General features: G+C 56.6%; 20 protein-coding genes and 1 tRNA gene. 10 read left to right on the forward strand and 11 right to left on the reverse strand.

What is annotated here, in order from left to right:
* The first annotated feature begins 246 nt into the window (after window positions 1-246).
* Both JTM80_RS22790 and glgA read left to right on the forward strand, forming a co-directional pair.
* Window positions 247-930 (forward strand): CAP domain-containing protein, encoded by a 684-nt coding sequence (locus JTM80_RS22790; protein ID WP_225906637.1) that lies wholly within the window; start codon window positions 247-249, stop codon window positions 928-930.
* A 157-nt stretch (window positions 931-1,087) separates the two neighbouring features.
* Window positions 1,088-2,584, forward strand: coding sequence for a glycogen synthase GlgA (gene glgA, locus JTM80_RS14290; protein ID WP_172355551.1), 1,497 nt, complete (start codon window positions 1,088-1,090; stop codon window positions 2,582-2,584).
* A 76-nt stretch (window positions 2,585-2,660) separates the two neighbouring features.
* Here glgA and JTM80_RS14295 read toward each other — a convergent pair whose 3' ends face one another.
* Together JTM80_RS14295 and JTM80_RS14300 are read right to left on the reverse strand one after the other, a co-directional pair.
* On the reverse strand, window positions 2,661-3,719 hold the full coding sequence (locus tag JTM80_RS14295; RefSeq protein WP_172355549.1) for a M4 family metallopeptidase: 1,059 nt from the start codon (window positions 3,717-3,719) through the stop codon (window positions 2,661-2,663).
* Between the two features lie 185 nt (window positions 3,720-3,904).
* Window positions 3,905-5,236, reverse strand: a complete 1,332-nt coding sequence (locus JTM80_RS14300) for a D-Ala-D-Ala carboxypeptidase family metallohydrolase (RefSeq protein ID WP_225906638.1) — start codon at window positions 5,234-5,236, stop codon at window positions 3,905-3,907.
* A 404-nt stretch (window positions 5,237-5,640) separates the two neighbouring features.
* Between JTM80_RS14300 and JTM80_RS14305 the strand changes: the two genes are divergently transcribed.
* Window positions 5,641-5,712: transfer RNA gene (locus JTM80_RS14305), tRNA-Thr, on the forward strand.
* Between the two features lie 175 nt (window positions 5,713-5,887).
* Here JTM80_RS14305 and aat read toward each other — a convergent pair.
* Complete coding sequence (gene aat / locus JTM80_RS14310; protein ID WP_172355547.1) at window positions 5,888-6,475, reverse strand: leucyl/phenylalanyl-tRNA--protein transferase; 588 nt, start codon at window positions 6,473-6,475, stop codon at window positions 5,888-5,890.
* Between the two features lie 207 nt (window positions 6,476-6,682).
* Here aat and JTM80_RS14315 point away from each other — a divergent pair, with 207 nt between their 5' ends.
* From JTM80_RS14315 to JTM80_RS14325, 3 genes are all read left to right on the forward strand, one after another.
* Complete coding sequence (locus tag JTM80_RS14315; RefSeq protein ID WP_172355545.1) at window positions 6,683-7,012, forward strand: hypothetical protein; 330 nt, start codon at window positions 6,683-6,685, stop codon at window positions 7,010-7,012.
* Between the two features lie 160 nt (window positions 7,013-7,172).
* The gene (locus tag JTM80_RS14320) at window positions 7,173-7,934 is read left to right on the forward strand and encodes a response regulator transcription factor (RefSeq protein ID WP_205371394.1); all 762 of its coding nucleotides are present in this window, start codon (window positions 7,173-7,175) and stop codon (window positions 7,932-7,934) included.
* Between the two features lie 54 nt (window positions 7,935-7,988).
* Window positions 7,989-9,452: a cell wall metabolism sensor histidine kinase WalK gene (locus tag JTM80_RS14325; RefSeq protein ID WP_172355541.1), complete on the forward strand. Its 1,464-nt coding sequence runs from the start codon at window positions 7,989-7,991 to the stop codon at window positions 9,450-9,452.
* A gap of 95 nt (window positions 9,453-9,547) precedes the next feature.
* On the opposite strand, the gene msrB is transcribed toward JTM80_RS14325, so the two are convergent.
* Window positions 9,548-10,045 (reverse strand): peptide-methionine (R)-S-oxide reductase MsrB, encoded by a 498-nt coding sequence (gene msrB / locus JTM80_RS14330; protein WP_172355539.1) that lies wholly within the window; start codon window positions 10,043-10,045, stop codon window positions 9,548-9,550.
* A 331-nt stretch (window positions 10,046-10,376) separates the two neighbouring features.
* A complete protein-coding gene (locus tag JTM80_RS14335) occupies window positions 10,377-10,679 on the reverse strand; it encodes a hypothetical protein (protein ID WP_172355537.1) in 303 nt (100 codons plus the stop codon).
* 229 nt (window positions 10,680-10,908) lie between these two features.
* Between JTM80_RS14335 and trpS the strand changes: the two genes are divergently transcribed.
* Complete coding sequence (gene trpS / locus JTM80_RS14340; RefSeq protein WP_172355535.1) at window positions 10,909-11,919, forward strand: tryptophan--tRNA ligase; 1,011 nt, start codon at window positions 10,909-10,911, stop codon at window positions 11,917-11,919.
* Between the two features lie 122 nt (window positions 11,920-12,041).
* On the forward strand, window positions 12,042-12,989 hold the full coding sequence (locus JTM80_RS14345) for a methylenetetrahydrofolate reductase (protein ID WP_172355533.1): 948 nt from the start codon (window positions 12,042-12,044) through the stop codon (window positions 12,987-12,989).
* Here the strand turns inward: JTM80_RS14345 and JTM80_RS14350 are convergent.
* Window positions 12,979-14,223 (reverse strand): recombinase family protein, encoded by a 1,245-nt coding sequence (locus JTM80_RS14350; RefSeq protein ID WP_225906639.1) that lies wholly within the window; start codon window positions 14,221-14,223, stop codon window positions 12,979-12,981. The genes JTM80_RS14345 and JTM80_RS14350 overlap by 11 nt on opposite strands.
* A 241-nt stretch (window positions 14,224-14,464) precedes the next feature.
* On the opposite strand from JTM80_RS14350, the gene ppc reads away from it, so the two are divergent.
* A complete protein-coding gene (gene ppc, locus JTM80_RS14355) occupies window positions 14,465-17,569 on the forward strand; it encodes a phosphoenolpyruvate carboxylase (RefSeq protein ID WP_172355529.1) in 3,105 nt (1,034 codons plus the stop codon).
* Window positions 17,570-17,717: 148 nt separating this feature from the next.
* Here ppc and JTM80_RS14360 read toward each other — a convergent pair whose 3' ends face one another.
* Complete coding sequence (locus JTM80_RS14360; protein WP_172355527.1) at window positions 17,718-18,254, reverse strand: P-loop NTPase family protein; 537 nt, start codon at window positions 18,252-18,254, stop codon at window positions 17,718-17,720.
* Between the two features lie 918 nt (window positions 18,255-19,172).
* On the opposite strand from JTM80_RS14360, the gene JTM80_RS14365 reads away from it, so the two are divergent.
* Window positions 19,173-20,072 carry a pentapeptide repeat-containing protein gene (locus JTM80_RS14365; RefSeq protein ID WP_205369660.1) on the forward strand — a complete coding sequence of 300 codons (900 nt, stop codon included), beginning with the start codon at window positions 19,173-19,175 and terminating at the stop codon, window positions 20,070-20,072.
* Between the two features lie 41 nt (window positions 20,073-20,113).
* On the opposite strand, the gene JTM80_RS14370 is transcribed toward JTM80_RS14365, so the two are convergent.
* The 4 genes from JTM80_RS14370 to JTM80_RS14385 form a co-directional block, all read right to left on the reverse strand.
* Entirely contained in the window at window positions 20,114-20,914 is an 801-nt protein-coding gene (locus JTM80_RS14370) for an E3 ubiquitin ligase family protein (RefSeq protein ID WP_172355523.1), read from the reverse strand.
* A 132-nt stretch (window positions 20,915-21,046) separates the two neighbouring features.
* Window positions 21,047-21,418 carry a ferredoxin gene (locus tag JTM80_RS14375; RefSeq protein ID WP_172355521.1) on the reverse strand — a complete coding sequence of 124 codons (372 nt, stop codon included), beginning with the start codon at window positions 21,416-21,418 and terminating at the stop codon, window positions 21,047-21,049.
* Window positions 21,419-21,807: 389 nt separating this feature from the next.
* Window positions 21,808-22,563 carry an ABC transporter ATP-binding protein gene (locus JTM80_RS14380; RefSeq protein ID WP_172355519.1) on the reverse strand — a complete coding sequence of 252 codons (756 nt, stop codon included), beginning with the start codon at window positions 22,561-22,563 and terminating at the stop codon, window positions 21,808-21,810.
* 208 nt (window positions 22,564-22,771) lie between these two features.
* Window positions 22,772-24,085 (reverse strand): branched-chain amino acid ABC transporter permease, encoded by a 1,314-nt coding sequence (locus JTM80_RS14385; protein WP_172355517.1) that lies wholly within the window; start codon window positions 24,083-24,085, stop codon window positions 22,772-22,774.
* Window positions 24,086-24,178: the final 93 nt, after the last annotated feature.

Genomic DNA, 24,178 nt, shown 5'->3' on the forward strand with positions numbered 1-24,178 from the left:
CGGGCTGCGCCCGCGAGAAATCCTCCAAAGCCCAGAAAACTTATCGCAAATGCGTAAGTCCTGTCCAAATCAGGAACTTCTCCAATTGGCGATGCATCTTCAGAAGTAGTGCGATCGCCCGGTTGTTCATGCCTGTTGTTGTTCATGCCTGTTTCTGTGCCTCTCTGTGCGTCAACTGGTGCGTCAACTGAGGGGCGATCGCCCGATCTTCCTAAAACGAGTCTAGAAACAATCCCAGAGGCCATTATGGATAAAGGGCTGAGAACGGGTTTCGCTGGGTTGGGCGGTCTGCTGCTGCTGGGCATGGGCTGGCTCCACCAACAGGCGATCGCCACAGAGCAGGCCTTGACCTGGTTTGAGCGATTATCCGAGCAATCGTTTGAGTCATCATTTGAGTCATCTGAGCCATCTGAGTCTTCTCTGGAATGGCATCCTTTAGGGCGACGGGCATCGGGATGGCGCGAAGCCCCTCAGCGGCGAGCCGACCGCTCGGACGAAGCCTTTGTGGACACTATGCTGGCTTCTCACAATCGCTATCGCACCGAGCTAAACCTGCCGCCGCTGCGATGGTCAGACCAACTGGCGCAAAATGCCCAAGGCTGGGCAAACGAACTGGCCGCACGGGGCGGCCGTCGATTGGTTCACAGCCAGGGCACGGGCGAGGGCGAAAATCTGTGGATGGGCACGTCGGGCTACTTTTCCTACGACGACATGGTGGCGGGCTGGGGCGACGAAAAGCGGCATTTTCGTCCGGGCACCTTCCCTAACGTCAGCACGACTGGCAACTGGGCCGATGTAGGGCACTATACCCAAATCATCTGGCGCGACACCACCCACGTCGGCTGTGCCCTCTCCACCGCAGGCGGCAACGATATCCTAGTTTGTCGCTATAGCCCGCCCGGAAATTACTACGGTCGCCGCGTTTATTAGTCCCTCAGCTACCCCCCCCTGCGAACTCCCCGCCGACGGGATCAGTCCTAAAATAATTACGAAAACGTTACCGAAACTTGCTAGGGTTTAGGTGTTGTGCGTTGCGCTAGAGGATGAACGCACAACCGAGACGTTCGGGAGACTCAGGGGGGTCACGATGCGAATTTTGTTTGTGGCGGCCGAAGCGGCCCCGGTGGCAAAAGCAGGCGGCATGGGCGATGTGGTGGGCGCACTGCCCAAGGTGCTGCGGCAGATGGGGCACGATGTTCGCATCTTTATGCCCTACTACGGCTTTTTGCCAGACAAGATGGAAATTCCCAAAAAGCCCGTCTGGTCTGGCACGGCAATGTTTCAGAATTTCAAAATTTTTGAAAGCAAGCTGCCCAGAACCGATGTCCCGGTTTATCTGTTTGGGCATCCCTCCTTTATGCCCCGCCGCATCTACTACGGGGAAGACGAAGACTGGCGGTTCACGCTGTTTGCCAATGCAGCTTCCGAGTTTGCCTGGAACTATTGGCGACCGGACGTGATTCACTGTCATGACTGGCACGCGGGCATGATTCCCGTGTGGATGCACGAAACCGAAGACATCAAGACCGTTTTCACGATTCACAACCTGGCCTATCAGGGGCCGTGGCGCTGGCGACTGGAGCAGATGACCTGGTGCCCGTGGTATATGCAGGGGCACAACACGATGGCGGCGGCGGTGCAGTTTGCGGATATGGTGACGACGGTTTCGCCGACCTATGCCGAGCAAATCAAAACGCCGGAGTATGGCGAACAGCTAGAAGGGCTGCTGTCCTACATTAGCGGCAAGCTCGTGGGGATTCTCAACGGCATTGACCAAGGGCTGTTTGACCCAGAGCGCGATCGCCAGATTCCGCAAAACTTTACTGCCGATACTTTGGAAAACCGCCGCGAAAACAAAATTGCGCTGCAAGAAGAACTGGGGCTAGAGGTGAATTCCAAGGCCTTTTTGCTGGGCATGGTGACGCGCCTGGTGGAACAGAAGGGTCTGGATCTAGTGATCCAAATGCTGGATCGATTCATCTCCTATACGGATGGTCAGGTGGTGGTGCTGGGCACGGGCGATCGCTATTATGAAACCGAGCTATGGCATATTGCCTCGCGCCACCCTGGCCGCGTTGCCGTGTACTTACTGCACAATGACACCCTGGCCCGTCGCATCTATGCAGGCACCGATGCCTTCTTGATGCCGTCGCGATTTGAACCCTGTGGCATCAGCCAGATGATTGCCATGCGCTATGGCTCGATTCCCATCGTACGGCGCACGGGTGGCCTAGTGGACACGGTGCAGCACCACGTCCCCTCAGAAAATGAAGGCACGGGCTACTGCTTTGACCGCTACGAGCCGCTGGATCTGTATACCTGCATGATCCGCGCCTGGGAAGGCTTCCAGTACAAAGACCAGTGGCGATCGCTCCAGCAGCGGGCTATGCGTCAGGATTTTGCCTGGGATCACTCAGCCCGCGAGTACGAGAAGATCTACCGCCGCATCAAGGGGTTGCCAGAGTCGGATGATGAGCCGCAGGCCGAAGCTGATGAAGCCGCTGCGACTTCGGAGCATCCAACTCCCGACGCAGCAACTCCAGATGCAACTGCCGAAGCCGCTGCCAAGGAAAAGGTCGCCTAGCCGAATCATGGGGATCTGTCTCATTCTCCCTGGAGCTATGCAGCCAGATCCCCAAACCCTCGTCCACTCGCGTCCTCTATAGACCTGCTCCGACTGGCAGCCCAACTGCCTTAAACGCCGAGCGCACCACCTGCGTTGATCCCAAAGGAACCTTGCCATCGCGAGTCAATTCGCGGGCAGCCGTCACAATCACTGCCACTGCATCGTCGAACTGAGCCGTGGGCCAAAGCTTTTGCAGCGCACTAAACCAAATGTAGGCTGCGTTCTCGGTGCCAATTTCCATCGCGGTCAGGTAAAACGCCTTGTTGGGAATGCCGCTGTTGATATGCACACCAAAGTTATCTTCGGGGCCGCTGAAATAGTCGCGCATGTGCCCAGGCTGTGGATCTTTGCCCAGCAGGTCGTTATCGTAAGCTGTTCCTGGCTCCTTCATCGACCGCAGCGCCTCGCCATACAGCGTCGGCCCCATAATCTCATCGCCAATCAGCCAGTCGGCGGTGCTGGCGGTTTGCCCTTCGGCATATTGCGTAATGGCAGTGCCAAACACATCAGCGAAGTGTTCGTTTAGCGCCCCCGATTGCCCCTTGTATTCCAGATTGGCGGTGAACTGAATTACGCCGTGGGTTAGCTCGTGGGCCACCACATCCAGAGAGTTGGCGAAGCTGTTGAAGATTTTGCCATCGCCATCGCCAAAGGTCATTTCGTCCCCGTCCCAAAAGGCGTTGAGATAGCGCACGCCGAAGTGGACATTCAGGATCAAATCCATGCCCAGGTTGTCAATCGAGTTGCGCCCCATGACGGTTTGGAAATAGTCGCGGACGACACCTGCGTAGTTGTGAATAGTCGTCACGTCGGCATCGCCCGTTTCTGGATCAGACTCGCCGCGCACCAGCTTGAGCCGCTGCTGCCAGGTTTGTTCGCAGTCGTAAACGAGGCGATCGCTCTTGCCCACAGGAGCCGCCCCGGTAAAGGTCGCCATGCTGACAGCGGCGGCGGTCGCTTTCCGTTTTTCTCGCATCTTGCGGCTCTGCTGATAGCTGACGCGGGCATCGTCAACCCCTTTGCGGGCAAGATGCTCTGCAATCACCGGGGGAATAAAAGAACACCGACAGCCTGGACGACAAAGGTAACGCATAAAGACTCGCTCCTAAAAAATGAGCAGGACTGACACGAGAGACGTTGAAACAGTGCTGAAGCAACGACAGCAAAACGGGGGTCTAGGTTGCTACAGCTTATCTTTTTGGACTAGAGACGCGCCTGCGTCAGCCCTGAGCAATCGTGTGACGGGACGCTCGCCCTCGGTGGGAGATGGCTGCGTCCCTAAAACCCCCAGGTGCGCTTCGGCCCGATATCCAGGTGGATCACGTTCGGCATGTTGCTGTAGATGCCAATGCCGCCATTCCAGGACAGCATCACTGCATTCGCCACCTGGCGACCGCTCAGGCCCTGCACCTGCACATCGACCGCCTTGCCGTAGAGGTGCTGGCTGTTGGTTGCTCCGCCCACTGCCGAGTTGACATCTGGCGGACGATACCAGGAATTGACCTGGAAGGGGCGGCCAATCTGGTTTCGCACCCGTTGCAGCTCCCGCGCCAGGGCCAGGATATTGTCGGCGATCGCCTTGGTGGCAGGAATGCGCGTCGCGTTCTTGGTTGCCTCGCCCCAGGTAAAGTTGCCGTTGGGAATAATCGGCTGGTCGGTATAAAACGTGGAGGAATAGCCCGGCAGGCGAAACGGCCGACCCGTGTACTGGGGTGGCGGGGGCGGTGGGGGTGGCGGCGGGGGCGGCGGGGGCGGCGGCGGAGTCGGTTGGGGTCTGGGATAAACGACTCTGCCTGCCTGCTCGACTCGCGCATGTTGGTCAAATACATACCAGGTGTTAAACCCGTAGATATTGTCTTTGACGTACTTGAGGGCAAACTTGATGTGTGAGTTGAACGATCCTTGGGCATCGGCAAAGGCATAGTTGTCAATCACCAGCAGCGTCCCCGGAACAGCAGGAGCCTGTTCGTTGGGCGCAAGCTGCGACGACTGCACCGGGCGACGTTTGAACAGCGTGTTTTGCGTAATTCTCAAGATAAACGCATTGGGGTCTTCGGGGGGATACACCACGTCTCCATCAAAGGTGACGAAAGCGTGCTGATTGAACACGAACCAGGTGCTTAGCCCGTTGATAAAATCAATGCGATCGCGGATGGCAAACTTAATATGGTTGTTAAATTCGCCCTGCGCGTCGGCGAAGGCGTAGGAATGCAGGTTGATCATGCAACCCCGCTGGATCGAGACTCGTTCTGACGGGGACAACACAGATGAATCGACTGGGCGGCGCTTCAGGATCGTATTTTGATTAATCCAGAGGATCGGTATGCTCTCTTGATCTTCGTGCGGGTAGACCACCACCCCGTTGGCTTCGACTTGAGCATCCAGACTCGACACAAACCAAGTGTTGAATCCGTTGATGGTTCGGTTTTGCAATGCAAACTTTATATGTCCGTTGAAGGAGCCATTGATATTGGCGTAGGCGTAGGAATGCAGCGGGTAGGTGTTGCCAGAGGCGATCGCCACCATTTCATTGGGCTGCAACAGAGAAGTCGGCTCGGGCCGCAGCTTAAACACGGTTGCTGTATTCACACGCAGAATCAGTTGTACCATCGGCAACACCCAAATCTAGTTCGCTCAAAGCGCTCCAAAGCAAGCGCTGAAAATAGACCTACTCATGATAGGTGCTTTTGTAGCTTTTGCAGCTTTGGGCATCGCCCCGCTGTTTCATAGCAACTGGCTATGACTACAGGGCAACCCGGAGCAATCCCAGATAGACTGGTCTGAATCGATCAGGACTTACGCATTTGCGATAAGGTCTTTGGGTTTTGGACAATTTCTCATGGGCTGCACCCACGAGAAATTGTCCAACTGCGTAAGTCCTATCGATTTTTGGAAGCGTAGAAGACCCGCGCAGCCCAACTCTGGGCGCAGAAACCCATTTCATAAATTAGTCAGGGCTGCTATAATTCATGATTGTCTGTAAAAATTGACTTTGCAGCGCTCGATGCAGCCTTGCCGGTGTAGCTCAGTGGTAGAGCACTCGATTCGTAATCGAGCGGCCGTGAGTTCAAATCTCATCACCGGCTTTTATCCCGAAACCATTAAGGTTCAGTAAATCTAGGGTGCCTACTTCCCCAAGTTCCAAAAGACGGCTTCTGGAAGCCTAAACCCGTTCTACAGGGCAAGACCAGTTCTAGAGAGAAAACTCCAGTTCTCGATATGGGCGGGGTTTATCTGCTGTGTTTATCTGCCGTTCGTCCCCTAAAGCAGCGAGGGACGGATCTCAGCGGCCCGCTGCAACAGCTTGCGATACTCGCGGTTGCTGACGATGTAGGCTCCAAAGCGGGCCAGGTGGGGGTTCATCATTTGCGCGTCGAAGAGGACAAACTGGCGATCGCGCAATCGCTCCACCAGCTTCACCATCGCTACCTTCGACCCGTCGGGAATTCGATAAAACATCGACTCGCCAATAAACGCACCGCCGACAATAATCCCCAAAATGCCGCCCGCCAACTCATCGCCCTGCCAGGTTTCAAAGCTGTGGGCATAGCCCGCGCGATGGAGTTCCTGATAAATCACCTTCAGTTCGCTGGAGATCCAGGTGGTGTCGCGGTCGGCGCAGCCGTCCACAACCTCTGAAAAGGCACGATCGATCGCCACCGAAAAGCGGTTTTGGTTCAGCACCCGCTGGAGCGATCGCGGATACCGAAACCGATCATCCAGCGGGATCAGCGTCCGCTGCTGGCTGGAATACCAACCCAGCGAGTCGCCTGTGTCTTCTGCCATCAAGAAATATCCCTGGGCATAGCGCTGGACGATCGCCTCAATGTCATACTGATACCAGGTCATACCCTCATCCTACGGAACAGACTGCGAAATCGCTGAGTCAGGCGCGAAGTTGTTGCAAACGCGACTTTCAAACGCGCATCTCAAACACGAATTTCAAACGCGACGTTATTTCAAGCTTGTCTCAAATTCGTCTCAAATTCGTCTCAAATTCGTCTCAAAAATTTGTCTCAAAGTTGCCTCAGACTCGAAGTTGCCTCAGAATTGCTTATGGCTGAACCGATTCCAGCAATTACCCTGCCCGTGGCGACCCATCCCCAGCAGGAGGGCGAATGGCTCCAGGCGGCGCTGCACCGCTGGCTCGACGAAGAGTTTATCCCCGAAGCAGTGAATGCAGAGATTGCCCGACGGGCGGCGCAGGTGTTTGTGCGACATCGCATGGAAGGGGAAACAGATTTGGGGTCGCTGGTAATTGCCTTGGTGACGGAAATGCAGGCGTTTGACTTTTCCCACAGTTTTTTTAGCGAGTTTGCTGTGGCCAATGCAGTCAGCGATTTGCTGCTAGACAGTCTGGGGATTGATCGCTGCTGCGGCGGTTGAGTAGGGCGCAGGACGGACGCAGGCTCAATGCAGGCTTAATGCAGGCTTTCTGACCAGTTTTAAGGATTCCTTAAAATTGCGCGAGCGAGCGCCCTCAATCTGTTTCGACCAATTTGGTAAGATTGGCCTGAAGATTCACCGCAAAAAATTCATGGCCTCCATGATTCAGGACACCCCAGCGCCAGATAGCAAGCTGCTTCAGACCGATGTCAAGCTCGGTCGCGTGCTGCTGGTGGAAGACGAAGAACTCATTCGTGAAACGATTAAGCTCGCCCTCAGCGACGAAGGCTACGACGTACTCGTGGCAGAGGACGGGCGGGCCGCGCTGGAGATCACGACCCGCGCCGACGAGGGTGATTACGCCGAGTTTGAGATCGACCTGATTATTCTGGACTTAATGTTGCCCTACGTGAACGGATTGGATCTGTGCCGTCTGATCCGCCACAACGGCAGCACCGTACCAATTCTCATCCTCAGCGCCAAAGGTAGCGAAACCGATCGCGTGGTTGGGCTAGAGGTAGGCGCAGATGACTATCTCACCAAGCCCTTCGGAATGCGGGAACTGATTGCCCGCTGTCGAGCGCTGCTGCGTCGCTATCGCCAGGCCCAACCCCAGATCGGGGATGCCAACCTGAGGTTCCAGGATATTACCCTGTTTCCGCAAGAGTGTCGCGTGACGGTGCGCGGTGAAGCTATCAACCTCTCGCCCAAAGAGTTCCGCATCCTGGAACTGTTTATGACCCATCCCCGGCGCGTGTGGTCGCGAGAGCAGCTCATCGAAAAGGTGTGGGGGCCTGATTTCATGGGCGACAGCAAGACGGTGGATGTCCACATTCGCTGGCTGCGCGAAAAGCTAGAGCTAGACCCTAGTCACCCCGAATATTTGAACACGGTGCGCGGGTTTGGCTATCGCTTCGGCTAAGCGCCCTGGAGCGGCTGATTGGGGGCTTTCAGAGGTACTCTCAAAGGATCTGCGGTGGGTATTCTCGATTTCTTGCTGGGGCTGCTCATTGGTTTGGGGCTATTGTGCTGGCAGCAGATTCGCCAGCGCCAGCGCCTCACCCGACTGCTTCGGGAACTGCGGGCCGCAGATGTGGAAACTTCTCCCTTTTCGGCTACGTCTCAGCTTGCCCTGACGGTGGCCCACCAGCAGCGGATTCAGCAGCAGTTGGCGGCGGAGGTGTCTACCTACCGCTCCATCTTGGAGGCTGCGCCCGTTGGCTATCTGCATCTTGATGACGAAAACCGCCTGGTCTGGTGCAACCCTGAAGCGCGATCGCTCTTAGACCTTACCCCCGCGCCGCCGAACCAGCCCGAAAATCCCCGCCTGCTGCTGGAACTGGTGCGCTCCTACGAGCTAGACGACCTCGTGGAGCAAGCCCGTAATTCCAAAACGCTATGCCAGAAAGACTGGGTGTTCTACCCCGTCAGCCCAGACGTGTTGCAGCTAACTCGCCAGCGCTCTTACGTGCTGCGGGGCTATGCGGTTCCCCTGCCCAAGCAGCATGTCGGCGTGTTTTTGGAAAGCCGTCAAGAATCGGTGCAGCTCAGGCAGAAACTCGATCGCTGGGCTTCCGACGTAGCCCACGAGTTAAAAACCCCCCTCACCTCTATCCGACTGATTGCCGAAACGCTGCAAACTCGGCTCGATCCAGCGCTGCGGGGCTGGGTCAATCGGCTAATTGGGGAATCTATTCGTCTCAGTGACCTGGTGCAAGACTTGCTAGACTTGGCGCTGATTGACCGCGAATCGTCTCAATGCCTGCATCTGAGACAGGTCAATCTGCCCGACCTGGTGCAGGCAGCCTGGCTCAATCTGGAGCCGCTGTCTCGCAAAAAGCAGGTGCAGTTGAGCTATCAGGGACCAGAGTCTTTGCCGGTGCAGATCGATGAGGCCCGAATTTATCGCGTGCTAATGAACCTGCTAGATAACAGCATTAAATACAGTCCGCCCTGGGAAACGGTCACGGTGCGAATCAGCACAGGACTTGCAGAAGAGTCTACCCACAGTAGCCCTGAAACAGGCGTTTGGCTGGAGGTGTTTGACGCAGGAACCGGATTTGCGGAGCAAGACTTGCCCCATGTGTTTGAGCGGTTCTATCGGGCCGACCCAGCGCGATCGCGCTTGCCACCCAACTGCTCTGCCAGTTCTGAAGCGTCGAATTCATCTCATTCAAATTCATCTCATTCGAGTGCAGCCGAGCCATACCACCGCACCAGCAGCGGTCTGGGTCTGGCAATCGTTCGGCAAATTGTGGAAGCCCATCAAGGCATAGTGTTGGCCAGCAACCATCCAGAAACAGGCGGCGCGTGGCTGCGGATTTGGCTACCGCAAAACGGGCTAGAGCCGGAGCCTCACAAACAGCCACCGGACGGGCTGGAAATCAAGCTCTATGAAGAGCCAAGGGCTGATGTGGGTTCTGCAAATCTATTGGAATAGAGCAGATTGGAATAGAGCAGAATAGAGCAGTGCTGGGATCACGCTGGCAAGCCACTGAGCTTTAAGCCACTGAGCTTTAAGCCACCCTGATTCCACTAAGCTGGAACAAACCTCAGCGCAACGCCATTCATGCAATAGCGAAGACCCGTGGGCGCGGGGCCATCGTCAAACACATGCCCAAGGTGACCCCCACAGCGGCGACAGTGAACCTCTGTACGAGTCATCAGAAAAGAATTGTCGATGCTTGCGCCGATCGCCCCTTGAATGGGTGCAGAGAAGCTGGGCCAGCCTGTGCCACTGTCGTACTTCGTTTCGGAGCTAAACAGCGGCAGGCCGCAGGCTGCGCAAACATAGGTGCCGTTGCCATATTCCTTGTCTAGGGGGCTGCTGCCGGGATACTCGGTGCCGTGCTGCCGCAGCACGCGAAACTGTTCCGGTGTCAGAATGGCTCGCCATTCTGCCTCTGTTTTGGTGATCTCGAACGTTGTGCTGGCGATCGCCTCGCTTGCCCCTTGCTGTCCGGGCAAATAGCGAGAAAGCCACGCCACCCCCAACACTGCCGTACTGATGCCTAAAAAGTATCGCTTCTTCATCGCTGCTTTATCGCTATTCGGTCGTGGTTGTCAGGGTTTACCCAAAAGCGCTCTGGTAAACCCTCTCCCGCCGGTTCATAAAATCGACGGGTAGAGGGCCCAAGAACTTATGAGAACTATGATGGGGCGATCGCCTGAACGCACCTTGAACAGCCTCTGAGAAGTGCCTGAAAAGCTGCTGAGGATCTTCTCAAATCGCAGATCAAGTTCCAGATCTCCAGGACTTACGCACTCGCGATAGGTTTTCTGGGTTTTGGATGATTTCTGGTGGGTGCAGCCCGCGAGAAATCGTCCAACTGCGTAAGTCCTAATCTCATTCGAGCGCCCCAGGCTATTGCTCTTGCATCAGGCGCAGATAGTTTTGCTGAAGCTGGAAGTGGTTTGCCGACAGGTTTTCGGTCAGGTCGCGCTCCACGTCGCAAATCTGCTGCCAAAACGCGGCCGAGCGCCGCCCTGCCACTGCCTCTCGCCACAACATTTCCAGCAGATTAGCCATTGCCGGATTCGACTCGGCAATTTGGGCTTTCAGTTGATCAAACGCATCATTGGCCGCTGCATGAGTTTGTAGATCTTGCAGCAGGGCGATGCATTCCGCTAGGGCTTGCGTCATCGAGTCGGAAGAAGCATAAGTCATGGGGGCGCTGTGAATTATTGCTTACAAGTTTTACAATTTCGTAACATTTACTTCGTTATGGGGGTGGGCAATCGGGATTCGCAACCCGTAGACTTCTAGGTTTGCCCATCCGCACGACAGCTACATCCCAAAACGCTATTTGGGTTATGGTTGAAAACACGCGGGTATAACGATTTCTTAGGCTTCCGCCGTCCTCACTGTCAAGATACTTTCATCAGCAAACAGTTTCATGGGCAAGCAGCGCGTTCTCTCTGGCATTCAGCCAACAGGTGAGTTGCACTTGGGCAACTACCTCGGTGCCATTCGCAACTGGGTCGAGATTCAGGAAGACTACGACAGCTATCTATTTATGGCGGATTTGCACGCCATTACTGTGCCCCACGATCCCACACGACTGGCCGAAAGCACCTACAAAGTCGCCGCCTCTTACCTTGCCAGCGGCATTAGCCTGGAACACGCCACCATCTTTGTGCAGTCTCATGTGCCCGCCCACGCAGAGTTGGCCTGGCTGTTGATGTGCATTACGCCGCTGAACTGGCTGGAAGACATGATCCAGTTCAAGGAAAAGGCCGTGAAACAGGGCGAAAACGTCGGCGCAGGCCTGCTCAGCTATCCCGTGCTGCAAGCGGCAGACATCTTGCTCTACGAACCTGACAAAGTACCCGTCGGCGAAGACCAAAAGCAGCATCTAGAACTCACCCGCGACATTGCCGCCCGACTCAACTACCAGTTTGGTCGCGAGGATGCGCCGATCCTGAAGCTGCCTACGCCGATGATTCGTGCTGAGGGCGCACGGGTAATGAGCCTGACCGACGGTACGAAGAAGATGTCAAAATCTGACCCGTCAGAGTTAAGCCGAATCAACCTGCTGGATTCGCCCGAAGAGATTCAGCGCAAGATCAAGCGCTGCAAAACTGATCCGATTCGCGGACTGGAGTTTGACAATCCTGAACGCCCGGAATGCACTAACCTGCTGACGCTTTACATGATCCTGTCGGGTCAGACGAAGGACGAAGTGGCGAAGGAATGTGCCGAGATGGGCTGGGGGCAGTTCAAACCGCTGCTGACGGAGACGATGATTACTGCACTGAAGCCGATTCAGGATCGCTATCACGAGATTATGGGCGAACCGGGCTATTTGCAGCAGGTCTTGCGTGAGGGCAAAGAAAGGGCAGAGGCGATCGCCAATATCACGCTAACCAAAGTGAAAAAGGCGCTGGGATACGCTTTGCCCGTTTGAAGAGGTCAGGGAGATTGCTCCGCAATGCTTGCGCGAACAGGGGTCGGACTATGAATCTTGATCATCCTTAGTTATATTGCCCCTGAAATCTCGATGCCTCAAATTGTTAGAATCCGCTGATTATGGTTACCTCTTCATCCCTGCCTGCTGAACCCCGATCTCTGGCTCCTTCAACCCGTCTGCAAGCGGCTGCCCGGTCTGGCGAATTTTTGATCACTGCTGAGGTGATGCCGCCGAAGGGCTGTGACCCGACGCATATGCTGCAAATGGCGCATTTGCTGAAGGACTGGGTGCATGGGGTAAACATTACCGACGGCAGTCGGGCGGTGCTGCGGATGTCGTCGCTGGTGTCAGCGGCGCTGCTGCTGCGGGAGGGTATCGAGCCGATTTATCAGGTAGCCTGCCGCGATCGCAATCGAATTGGGCTACAGGCAGACCTGATGGGGGCGCAGGCGCTGGGCATTCGCAATGTGCTGGCGCTGACGGGTGACCCGATCAAGGCGGGCGATCATCCCGATGCCAAGCCTGTATTTGATCTGGAATCGGTGCGGCTGCTGCGATTGATCGGCAACCTCAATGCGGGGCTGGATATTAACGAGAAGCCGCTGACGGATGGGGCGACCAGCTTTTTTGCCGGGGCAGCGGTCGATCCGCAGTGTCCAAGCTGGTCAGGACTCCAGCGCCGATTTGAGCGGAAGGTTGAGGCGGGGGCGCAGTTTTTCCAGAGTCAGTTGATTACCGATTTTGACCGTCTGGACAAGTTCATGCACCAGGTTGCGGCGGGCTGCAATCGGCCGATTCTGGCGGGCATTTTTTTGCTGAAGTCTGCCAAAAATGCGCAGTTTATTAATAAGAATGTGCCTGGTGCCCAGATTCCCCAACACATCATCGATCGCCTAGAAACAGCGGCCCATCCGCTAGAAGAAGGCGTGGCGATCGCCGCTGAGCAGGTGCAGATGGCGCGGCAACTCTGCCAGGGCGTTCACATGATGGCGGTGAAGCGGGAAGACCTGATCCCAGAGATTTTGGCACGGGCGGGGTTGGGAAAAGTATCAGCGGTCAAACGTTAGGCCGCTCTAGCAAAAATACCAGCCTTACCTGCCACGCTTCTCCCTCGCGCTCCAGCACGATTTGCCGCAGAAATTCGCGGAAATAGGCGCGGCGCTCAGACTCCGACAGGTCAAGCCAGAACTGAGGTAGCGAGATGACCTGGGCGATCGCCCTTAGGTTTGCTGGAGGCAATTGGTCGATTTGGGTTTGCAGGCGGGCAATTTCGGTTCGCAGCGTATAAGCGCGGAGGTCGGCGGTTTGCTGATCCAGAATGCCCTGCTGCACCAGATCGGGCAGTTGACCCAGCCAGGTTTGGCGCGTGTGGATTTGAGCGGCGATCGCCCGCTGCATCTGTTCTACATCGGGCAGGGGCGTGCCCGAAACTAGGCGCGGCAGGTCGGTGCAAATGCGCTGGAAGGTGGCTTGCAGCACGGACTCGTAGGCGATCGCCCCACATTTTTTCGCACGGGGACAGGCCGCAGGGCGCAGGTAGAGATAGCGCTGGGACTGGCGGGGGCGCGTCACACTGCACACGCGCAAAGCCGACTGGCACTCGCCGCAGGTGACCAGCCCAGAGAGCGATCGCGGGGCACTGGCGGCCCGGGGCGGCAGCTTGCGATTTCGCCGCAAAATGCGATCCACCTGGGCCGCCTCAGCCTTGGGCAAAATCGCCGGATGCGTATCGGGCACGACCTCGCCTGTGTGATATTCCAGATCGCCGCGATAGACCGGACTGGTGAGCCAGCGCTTGCCCGTGGAGCTAGAAATTTTCTTGTTGTATTTCTGCTGCAAATAGCGGATGCTGCCGCGCAGCGAACCATAAAGCAAAAAATGGTCGAAGAAGTCCTTGACCACTGGGGCCGTCGTCCGATCCAGCACGTAGCGATCCTTGCCCCGCCGATAGCCATAGGGCGCTTTGCCGGGCGGCGGCTGGGCCTGGATGCGGTTGCGGGCGTGGCCCTGCTGAATGCGCTGGCGATGCTGAGCAGACTGGAGCGTTTGAAACTGCTGCAACAGTTCCGCAGGCGAGGGCGCAGGAGCCTGGGGATCAGCGCCTGCAATTCGTAGCGGAATATGGAGCGCCTCTAGCTCGGCCAGGCGATCGCCCACCTCCGCCACCGACTCGCCCAAATCCGATAGCTGACGAACCAGCACTGCGTCCGGCGGGTTCTCCTGGCAATCCTGCACAAGCTGTTGCCACTGCGGTCGATGGGCAGCGCCGGGAGTGATGCCGTTTTCCCTGCAATTTGTCACAGGATTCGAGGCAGGATGATCCGTCGCAGCATCCAATCCTGAGTAATCCTGGTAGACTCGATCTGCGATCGCCCACCATGCAGAACCACCAGCGGAATCATTAAAGGAAACCTTAAGTGATGCATTGGGTACAGTCTCGAACTTCGGATCAGCGTAAGAATAAGCGATGATTTTCATGGTGTTTTTCCTAGCACCATTAAAAACCTCCTAAAATTATCGAATAATCCAGCCAGGACACGCCATGAGTTCCATCCTCCACTCGTCGGATGATGCCTTTAGCACCGGCACTGCCACAGAAGATCGAGACGACCAGCCCCTTTCAGCCACTTCAACTACAGATCTGTTTCTTCGCCATCGGCTGAAGCTGGTTGAAGAACTATGGGAGTCGGTGCTTCAGCAAGAGTGTGGCCAGCAGTTGGTTGACCTGTTGCAGCAACTGCGCTTAGTCTGCTCTCCAGAAGGGCAAGCGCCAGAAGAGGGAGAGGCGATCGCCCTGGGGGTGATCGAAAAGCTGGATCTCAACGATGCTATTCGGGCTGCTCGCGCCTTTGCGCTTTATTTCCAGTTGATCAACATTGTCGAACAGCACTACGAACAGCGCGGACAGCAGCAGCAATATCGCGCCTCCTATGATGTCGCCACTGCCTCCGAAGAAAGCCAGTCCGAGTCTGAGACCCAAACTGCCGGACTCAGTGCTGACATGCTAGAGCGCAGCTTGCGAGAAGAAACTGCCCTGCGCCGAGAAATGAGTACGTTCCGGGGGCTATTTCCCAAGCTGGCCAACCTCAACGTGCCGCCACGCCAGATCCAAAATCTGATCGACAACCTCGACATTCGCCTAGTTTTCACAGCCCACCCGACAGAAATCGTCCGCCACACCATCCGCGACAAGCAGCGCCGCATCGCCAAAATCCTGCGCCAGCTCGACACTGCCGAAGACAGTATGCGGATGCTGGGGTTGTCCTCATCCTGGGAAACGGAAACGCTGCGGGAACAACTGACCGAAGAAATTCGCCTATGGTGGCGCACCGACGAACTGCACCAGTTCAAGCCGACAGTGCTGGATGAGGTGGACTACGCGCTGCACTACTTCCAGGAAGTCTTGTTTGACGCGATCCCCCACCTCTACTACCGCTTCCGTTCGGCATTAGAGGCGACCTTCCCAGGACTACATCCGCCCCGCTATAACTTCTGCAAGTTTGGCTCTTGGGTGGGGTCTGACCGGGATGGCAACCCATCCGTCACCCCGGAAATCACCTGGAAAACCGCCTGCTATCAACGTAACCTAGTGCTGATAAAATACATTCAGTCGGTGAAGCACCTGATCAACCTGCTGAGCCTGTCGCTGCACTGGAGCGATGTCTTGCCCGACCTGCTAGAGTCGCTGGAGCAAGACCAAGCGCAGATGCCCGAAGTCTACGAACAGCTTGCCATCCGCTATCGACAGGAACCCTATCGCCTGAAGCTGAGCTACATCCAGAAGCGGCTGGAAAATACCTGTGAGCGCAGCCGCAAGCTCTACAACGGCGACTATTTCAACGATGAGTCTCCGGACTATAACCCGGCGACGCTCTATCGCTCTGGTGATGAGTTTCTGGCAGATTTGCAACTGATTCGCAGAAATCTGGAGGAAACGGGCCTGACCTGCCGAGATTTGGAGAATCTGATTTGTCAGGTGGAAATTTACGGCTTTAACCTGGCCCACCTAGATATCCGCCAGGAAAGCAGTCGCCACTCGGATGCGATCGCCGAAATCGCGGAATACCTGCAAATTCTGCCCAAGTCTTACCACGAGATGACGGAGGAAGAGCGATCGCACTGGCTGGCCACCGAGCTGAAAACCCGTCGCCCGCTAATCCCGTCGGAACTGCCTTTCTCCGAAAAAACCTGCGAAACCATCCAAACCTTCCGCATGGTTCGCAAGCTGCATCAGGAGTTTGGCCCCGCCATTTGCCAGACCTATGTCATCAGCATGAGCCACCACGCCAGCGACCTGCTAGAGGTGCTGCTGCTGGCCAAGGAGGCAGGCATCTACGACCCCGCCACGGGCAGCGGCGCAATCAACGTGGTGCCGCTGTTTGAAACGGTAGAAGACCTGCTCCGCGCCCCGTCGGTCATGAGAGAGCTATTTGAGTTGCCGCTCTATCGGGCGTATCTGTCGGGCGGCTATGCCGAGCGCCAGCAAGAAGAGACGGGACAAAAGGTGGATATTGCAGGCTCCAGGAGTACGCTGCCGCAACAGGCCTCGCTCCAGGAAATCATGCTGGGCTATTCCGACAGTAATAAAGATTCCGGCTTCCTCAGCAGCAATTGGGAAATCCACAAGGCCCAACAGTCGTTGCAGGCGATGGCCGAAACCTACGGCATCTCCCTCCGGATCTTCCACGGGCGCGGCGGTTCCGTGGGTCGCGGCGGTGGGCCGGCCTATGAAGCGATTCTGGCTCAGCCGGGTCGCAGCATCGACGGCCGCATCAAAATTACAGAACAAGGCGAGGTGTTGGCCTCGAAATATAACCTGCCGGAACTGGCGCTGTATAACCTGGAAACCATCACGGCGGCGGTGGTGCAGGCGAGCCTGCTGCGAAATGGGTTTGACGATATCCAGCCGTGGCACGAAATTATGGAGGAACTGGCGACGCGATCGCGCTCTCACTACCGCTCCTTGATCTACGAACAGCCGGATTTTGTCGATTTCTTCCACCAGGTCACGCCGATTGAGGAAATCAGCCAGCTTCAAATTAGCTCCCGTCCCGCTCGGCGCGGCGGCAAAAAAGACCTGGGCAGCCTGCGGGCCATTCCCTGGGTGTTTAGCTGGACGCAGACACGCTTCCTGCTGCCCTCCTGGTATGGTGTGGGCACGGCGATTAACGAATTCTTGCAAGAGGAGCCAGAGGAAAACCTGAAGCTGCTGCGCTACTTCTACTACAAGTGGCCCTTCTTTAAGATGGTGATTTCCAAATGCGAAATGACCCTTTCAAAGGTGGACTTGCAAATCGCCAGTCACTACGTCCAGCAGTTGTCGCAGCCCGAAGACCGGGAGCGCTTCGAGCGGCTGTTTGAGCAAATTCGCAACGAGTATCACCTGACAAAACGACTAGTGCTGGCGATCGCCGGCCATGAGCGCCTGCTCGATGGCGACCCCGACCTTCAGCGCTCGGTGCAACTCCGCAACAGCACAATCGTTCCCCTCGGCTTCCTGCAAGTCTCCCTGCTGAAGCGCTTGCGCCAACACAAGACCAGCGCCGCCTCCGGCGTAATCCGTTCGCGCTATAGCCGAGGCGAACTGCTGCGCGGCGCACTGCTCACCATCAACGGCATCGCCGCCGGAATGCGAAACACAGGCTGAAGAAATGTAATGTCTCGATGTAACGTCTCGTGCGCGACGTACACGAGACACTGCACATAAAGGCACATTAGGGCGAGACTGCTGAGAGCGTGAATTGCTAGGCCGCGCTGCCGCCCAACGATTCACGCAAGAGGTTTAATGGCGATTGCTACGGCCGATGGCTGCGGCGCAGTTCTGTAATCTGATCCGCCCGATCTAGAATTGACTCAGGCATCTCTGGCCCCGTCAGGATTAAATCGACCTGGCGGGGTCGGTTTTTCAAAAGTTCTAGCACCTCAGATTCTGGAATCAGCCCAAACTTAATCGCCAGACTGAGTTCATCCAGCACCACCAGCGCATACTGACCCGACCGCACCACGTCCTGGGTATGCTGCCACAATTCCTGCAATGCCTCCGCTTCGCCATCCTCAAGTTGGGGCGTATCGATGCAGCGGGGCAGGTCGCAGCGTAGCCAGTCGAGGTGCTGCCCCAGTCGCACTGGGTGTGCCTGACCCTGCCCAATGCCGCCTTTGAGAAACTGCACCACTAGCACAGGCGTTCCCTGCCCCGCAATGCGGAGCGCCTGCGCCATCACGCTGGTAAAAAAGCTGCGGTGGGGGCAGGTAAACACCTGCACCAATCCTTCCACCGTATGAGAGAGGGGGCGGGTGAAATCTGAAACCGAGGTCTCAACTTGAGAAACCATGAACACTGACCAATAGGGGGAAATGGGGGCGCAAAACGGGCGATCGCAGCGTGTTTGTGCCAGCGTTTCAGGAGCGCTTCAGTTGGGCGATCGCTCAATAATGCAATTAACGCATTAACTAAGGACGTTATATAGCGCTACGTAACGCTACCTGGCGCTGCAAAAAAACTGCCAAAAACAGATACGCCCACAGACCAATACGCTAGTATTAACGCAATTTGCCGACAAGATGCACCCGAACGAGCTTTATTAAGCAGTTGGCACAGAGGTTCACAAAACAAAATGTAGCGTGATCGACTGCACTTTGCCTCTATAAAACACTACATCTGCGATCGCGTCAAGCGTTATCTCCTAATCCTACCTAAGCCTACTCCACTTGCATGGTCGGCATTAGGCGCTGTAGGTTTTTGAGCGATCGCCCCTGCCAGATAATTTCTTCGCTGCCCAGGATCACCAGCGCAATCTGAATCGTCCATTAGCTCATACGTCACGCCCAACTTTGGCGATACCTGCTTGGCTAATTGGACACACATCCCCAAACCTTGCTAGATGCCGCCAATCGGGCCCTCTATACGGCTAAGCAGGCCGGGCGAAACCAAGTGGCGATCGCCGAAGCATAGCGTCAAAATTGCCAGACACCGCTGTTTTTGGGTAATCTGCTTTTTGGGCAGCCTGTTTTTTGGGCAGCCTGTTTTTGGGCAGCCTGCTTGAGCAATCAGGGGCGATCGCCCGGTTTCATCCGGGTCAGGGCTGCAAACGCCAGAAAAGTTCTGTACGGCAGTGAAAGGGGCCAACACCTGGGGCTACAGAAATGGTTAGGACAAGCCTTCGTCACACGCTTGTGAGAAGAACAGCTTTTAACTAAACCTCGTAATCCCTGCCCAGATCCTTTACCCCCTGCCCCCTTGCGCTCTCCTCATGGCAGATTTTGACCTGCTGGCGCTGCTGAAAACAGGTGTCAGCATTTGGAACCAATGGTGTTTGACCCATCCCGAAGCGGGGCGGCTGGACTTGTCTGATGCGCGGTTGCCAGAGCTTGACCTAAGCCGGGTGCTGCTGCGGAGCTGCCTGTTGCAGCGAGCCGAACTCCGCCAGACCAACCTCAGCTTTGCCAACCTGAGCCAGGCCGATTTCAGCAATGCGATTCTGGAAAGTGCCAATCTTTATCGCGCCGACCTGTACCAGACCAACCTCACCGGAGCCAATCTGCAAGATGCCAATTTGCAAGAAGCCAGCCTGATCCGCTGTGTGCTTGTCCGGGCAGCGCTGGGGCTGGCAAACCTGCATTGCACCAAGCTGACGGGAGCCGTATTAGAACATGCGGATTTGCAAGGGGCAGATCTGACCCAGGCAACCCTGCGTCGAGCCAAGCTTCAGGGGGCCGACCTGCGCGGAGCCGACCTCAGTGGGGCCGACCTCAGCGAGGCCGACCTGCGAGACGCAAACCTGGCGCTGACCGACCTAAAGGGAACCCAACTGCAAGGGGCAAACCTGGAAAACGCCAGCTTGATGGGAGCCGACCTGAGCCGGGCCGTGCTGCACGATGCCAACTTGAGCGGGGCAAACCTTCGCCATGCTTATTTGCAGGACAGCAATCTGCAACGGGCGAGGCTCATCTGGGCAGACCTGCGAGAGGCGGAGCTGTGGCACGTTACGCTCGATCAGGTGAACCTGACGGCGGCCCAGCTCGATGGCGCAATGCTGAACGGCACGATTGCCCTGGAAAGCTACTCGCCGACGCAGCCCGGTGAGGAGTTGGAAGTGACGGCTAATCTGGAAACAACCGAAGACCTGATGCCGTTTGCCAGAAATCTGTGAGCAGCGGACGCTCGGCGGGCATTCCAAAATCGCAAATCGACCTAAAAGCCCGTGACCAGTCCGGCGATCGCCAGCACAGCCCCACCCACCAAACAATACTTCATCGCAAGGTCGCTGGCTTTGGCGTTGCGCTCGGCCGATTTCGTCAGTTCTTCGGCATTGCGGAGCGAGATGATGAACTGTTTCCCCGATTCGGTCGGGCGCTGCAAGGTCAAGCCATTGCCCGCATCGCTCACCGTCGCCACCACCGTCACTCGCCGTTCCACGGGTACAATCACTTCCTGGTAGCGATAGCCCAGCGTGCGGCGGTTGCCTCCTGGCGGACTGAGCGCCCGCGAAAAGCCGCCAAAGGAAATAAAGTTGCCGGGCGATTCAGGCCGAAATTCATCCAGCACGGTTACCGTCTCAAACTCGGCCTGGTTGGGGTCAACGGCGATCGCCCCGGTGTCATCTTTCAGCATGAAGGGTGTCGATTGCTCGTGGCTGGCGACGGTTTCCGAGCCGCGTTCGGTGCTGCGCTCTTCGTTGCCGTCCTTGTCGCGGCGAACCACGGTTTCCTCATACTCGCGCCGTACGGTCATGTGGTAGTGAACACAGGGCTGCTGCGCCAGTTGGGAGGTGAGAGGGCGATCGCACTGCACGATGCCCGACAGCCGCACATACTCGCGCCAGTTGCCGCCGCCAATTTCCTGGGCAATCTCTGCTGACATTTTCTCCAGTTCGGCCACCGTTGCCGGCCGCGACACCTTGAGGCAAAAGGCCCGGCCGCTGTGGTGGCGTTTGACAAAAATCAGCACGACTCCCGCAATCAGCAAAATTGCGCCGACCGTTAGCAGCACCATAGCTCGACTCCAGACCTAGCGTTTAAGGGGATGCGTTTAGGATGCCCGGAACCCTGGTCAGAGTCTCGTCAACTCCAGACATCTATACACTTCCTCTCAAATTCGATGCCGCTACAGGATAAAACTCGCAACCTAATCTGCAAAATCAAACCGGGGGTGAAACCGGGGATGCAGCAGCCGCTCTACGGGTTCGTCGTGCTGGAGATGCTGAGTGGCGATCGCCCCTACATCTTCCGGCTTTACCCGGCAATACCACACGTTGTCTGGCGTAACGCGCACCGTTGGCCCAGAGGCACACTGCCCCATACAGTCGCTAGCGCTGATCAGCACCCCCGGCAGATTCGCCTCTCGAAACGCCGCCAGCACCGCCGCCGACCCGCTCCGTTCGCAGGAGCGATATTGACAGACCGAAACGCAGCGTCGCTTTAGCGGAGTCGCTTGTTTGCCGGGTAATTCAGCTTGGGGGGATTCAGGTTGCGAGGTTGGCTGAGGAGTCTCAAACATGGGTTCCGCCATCGGTGCCGCGATGCGTAGAGATTTCTACTCACAGCTTATTCATTAATTTGCGGAGTTGCCACCTGCCAAGAACCTTTGCCCATGCTAATTCCTGTGCCCATGCCAATTGCTGTTGGCAAGATCGGCCAGAACTTACGCACTTGCGATAAGTTCTCCGCATTCTGGACGATTTCTCGCGGGCGCAGCCCACGAGAAATCGTCCAACTGCGTAAGCCCTATTGGTAATAGATTGGTAATAGACGGGCACCTCGAAAAATTCAGATTCTCTTGAGAATGGCTACGAGAAAACGAGATTTTCAGGCTCCTAAAATTCTCAATAAGGCAATTAATCGAGGTGCCCAGACGTGAAAGACATTAGAGACATTTGCAATCGTGGGCTATTGACCCAAGTAGGCTTCTAGCACCAGCGGATTGTTCTGCACTTCTTCGGGGGTGCCCGATGCCAGGTTGCGTCCTTCTGCCATCACCCAGACGCGATCGCACAGTGACATCACCACGTCCATATTGTGTTCAATCACCAAGAAGGTGATGCCCTGACGGTTCCACGCTTGGATATGTTCACAAATCTGGTTGATCAGCGTCGGATTTACGCCTGCGGCGGGTTCATCCAGCAAAATCAGCCGGGGCTTGACCATCAGCGCCCGCCCCAACTCCAGCAGCTTGCGCTGTCCGCCCGATAGAGAACCCGCGTAGTCATGGGCTTTGTGCGCCAGACCGATGGATTCCAGGATGTTCCAGGCATACTCGCGCTGTGCTTCTTCTTCCTGGGCAATGCGGGGCGATCGCCACCACACATTCCAAAACTTTTCGCCCGTCTGCTCTTGGGCCGCCAGCAGCATGTTTTCCAGCACCGACAGCCGCGACAACACCCGCGCCACCTGAAACGTCCGCACCAGCCCCCGCTGCGCCACCTGATGCGGCTGTAGCTCGTGAATCGGCTCCTCAGCAAACTGCACTTCGCCGCTGTCTGGACGCAAAAACATCGACAGCAGGTTAAACAGCGTCGTCTTGCCCGCCCCGTTCGGCCCAATCAGCCCGGTGATGCTGCCCTCTGGCACTTCGATCGAGGCCGCATCCACCGCCCGGATGCCGCCGAAGGTTTTGGTAAGTTGGGTTGCCGTCAGGAGAGCCATGAGGGGGGTGGGATGTTGGAGGAATAGGGGGAAAGAGAGAAGAGAGAAGAACGAAGAGGGAAGAGGTTCCGTTCTTCGTTCTTCGTTCTTCATTCTTCATTCTTCATTCTTCGTTCTTCATTCTTCGTTCTTCGTTCTTCGTTCTTCATTCTTCGTTCTTCGTTCTTCGTTCTTCGTTTTTCGTTCTTCGTTTTTCTCTCTTTCCTCCCTACTTCCCAAGGGTTAGCTCATCTTTGTTGCCCAAAATGCCCTGCGGTCGCCACACCATCAGAACCATCAGCAGCAGACCGATGAGCATGATGCGGAATGCGCCAAGGCGGGCATCGTCGAGGGGAATTACATCGCGCAAAAAGAAGCGGGTGACGGTCTGGTAGCCCCAGAAGATGGCGGCTCCCAAAATCGTGCCTACATTGTTGCCTGCGCCGCCGAGGACAACGATCGTCCAGGCGTTGAAGGTGACGAGGGGCTGGAAGTTATCGGGATAGACCGTGGTGAGCTGCCAGGCGTAGAGGGACCCCGCAATGCCGGCCAAGAAGCCGCCGATCGCCAGGGATTGCAGCTTGTAGGCAAAGACGTTTTTGCCCAGAGCGCGGGCGACGGCTTCGTCTTCTCGGATGGCTTTGAGGACGCGACCCCAGGGCGATCGCACGAGTCGTTCTAATGCCCAAAAAATCACCGCCAGCAGCACCACCGAGATCAGCATCAGCCCTGCCTTGCTGGGATTGCGGTCGTAGTGATATAGCGCCGAGGCCGAGTAGCCATAGACCCAGAGGCCCAGCGCCGCGCAGACCAACGCCGCCACCGTTCCCAAGCTGTTAGACCAGGCAGGAATTCTGGTCTTGGCCAACGCTCCCAGCCACACATAAAACCACACCAGTGCCACCATTGCCCCCAGCAGCAGCACCCCCAGCAGCCAGTAGGGAACCGTGCCTAGTTGCTTGAGCGTGCTGGAGGCGTAGCCCAGCCCAATCACCAGCAGCGTCAGAGACAGCAGGTAGCCTAGCGACAGGGCCACGCCGTTGGTCAGATGCGCCGGAGGAATAGACTTCACGGTTTGCCGCAGCCAGCGCCAGAACCGCCAGTAGGCCAACCCGGCGATCGCCGTTAGCATTGCCACCATGAGCGATCGCCCCAGCCAGTTGGGGTTCCAATTCGCCAGCGGCAGCGGAAAGCTTTGGAGTCCAAACGTACCGCGTGTCAGCCAGGCCTCGTTTTCGGCAATCAGGCGCACCATCTCGGCCACGCCAATGGTAACAATTGCCAGATAATCTTCCCGCAGGCGCAGCGTCGCCAAACCAATGCCCAGCCCCAACAGCGCTGCCAGCCCTGCGCCGATCAGCGCCCCCAACCACAGCGGCACCCCCCGCAAGCTGAGCAGCACCGTCGCGTAGGCTCCAATGGTCATAAACGCGACCTGCCCAAAGTTAATTAGCCCCGTGAACCCCCATTGAAGATTCAACCCCAGAGCAAAAATGGCAAAAATTGCCGCAAAGATGACCAGAGAGACAACAAACCCTTCCATGAGCAGTCGGGAATTAGCTTTCTTGAAGAATAGCAGGTCGGGGAAGAGGAGGGAGAGATGGAAAAAACGAAAAACGAAGAGCGAAAAATGAAA

Origin of the sequence: Thermoleptolyngbya sp. PKUAC-SCTB121, assembly GCF_016919485.1 — a bacterium.
GTDB lineage: Bacteria > Cyanobacteriota > Cyanobacteriia > Elainellales > Elainellaceae > Thermoleptolyngbya > Thermoleptolyngbya sichuanensis.

What these genes read in the sequence shown, in the direction of transcription:
- JTM80_RS22790 (WP_225906637.1), top strand. Translation starts at nt 247, where the DNA reads ATGGATAAAGGGCTGAGAACGGGTTTCGCTGGGTTGGGCGGTCTGCTG.
- glgA (WP_172355551.1), top strand. Translation starts at nt 1,088, where the DNA reads ATGCGAATTTTGTTTGTGGCGGCCGAAGCGGCCCCGGTGGCAAAAGCA.
- JTM80_RS14295 (WP_172355549.1), bottom strand. Translation starts at nt 3,719, where the DNA reads ATGCGTTACCTTTGTCGTCCAGGCTGTCGGTGTTCTTTTATTCCCCCG.
- JTM80_RS14300 (WP_225906638.1), bottom strand. Translation starts at nt 5,236, where the DNA reads ATGGTACAACTGATTCTGCGTGTGAATACAGCAACCGTGTTTAAGCTG.
- aat (WP_172355547.1), bottom strand. Translation starts at nt 6,475, where the DNA reads ATGACCTGGTATCAGTATGACATTGAGGCGATCGTCCAGCGCTATGCC.
- JTM80_RS14315 (WP_172355545.1), top strand. Translation starts at nt 6,683, where the DNA reads ATGGCTGAACCGATTCCAGCAATTACCCTGCCCGTGGCGACCCATCCC.
- JTM80_RS14320 (WP_205371394.1), top strand. Translation starts at nt 7,173, where the DNA reads ATGATTCAGGACACCCCAGCGCCAGATAGCAAGCTGCTTCAGACCGAT.
- msrB (WP_172355539.1), bottom strand. Translation starts at nt 10,045, where the DNA reads ATGAAGAAGCGATACTTTTTAGGCATCAGTACGGCAGTGTTGGGGGTG.
- JTM80_RS14335 (WP_172355537.1), bottom strand. Translation starts at nt 10,679, where the DNA reads ATGACTTATGCTTCTTCCGACTCGATGACGCAAGCCCTAGCGGAATGC.
- trpS (WP_172355535.1), top strand. Translation starts at nt 10,909, where the DNA reads ATGGGCAAGCAGCGCGTTCTCTCTGGCATTCAGCCAACAGGTGAGTTG.
- JTM80_RS14345 (WP_172355533.1), top strand. Translation starts at nt 12,042, where the DNA reads ATGGTTACCTCTTCATCCCTGCCTGCTGAACCCCGATCTCTGGCTCCT.
- ppc (WP_172355529.1), top strand. Translation starts at nt 14,465, where the DNA reads ATGAGTTCCATCCTCCACTCGTCGGATGATGCCTTTAGCACCGGCACT.
- JTM80_RS14360 (WP_172355527.1), bottom strand. Translation starts at nt 18,254, where the DNA reads ATGGTTTCTCAAGTTGAGACCTCGGTTTCAGATTTCACCCGCCCCCTC.
- JTM80_RS14365 (WP_205369660.1), top strand. Translation starts at nt 19,173, where the DNA reads ATGGCAGATTTTGACCTGCTGGCGCTGCTGAAAACAGGTGTCAGCATT.
- JTM80_RS14370 (WP_172355523.1), bottom strand. Translation starts at nt 20,914, where the DNA reads ATGGTGCTGCTAACGGTCGGCGCAATTTTGCTGATTGCGGGAGTCGTG.
- JTM80_RS14375 (WP_172355521.1), bottom strand. Translation starts at nt 21,418, where the DNA reads ATGTTTGAGACTCCTCAGCCAACCTCGCAACCTGAATCCCCCCAAGCT.
- JTM80_RS14380 (WP_172355519.1), bottom strand. Translation starts at nt 22,563, where the DNA reads ATGGCTCTCCTGACGGCAACCCAACTTACCAAAACCTTCGGCGGCATC.
- JTM80_RS14385 (WP_172355517.1), bottom strand. Translation starts at nt 24,085, where the DNA reads ATGGAAGGGTTTGTTGTCTCTCTGGTCATCTTTGCGGCAATTTTTGCC.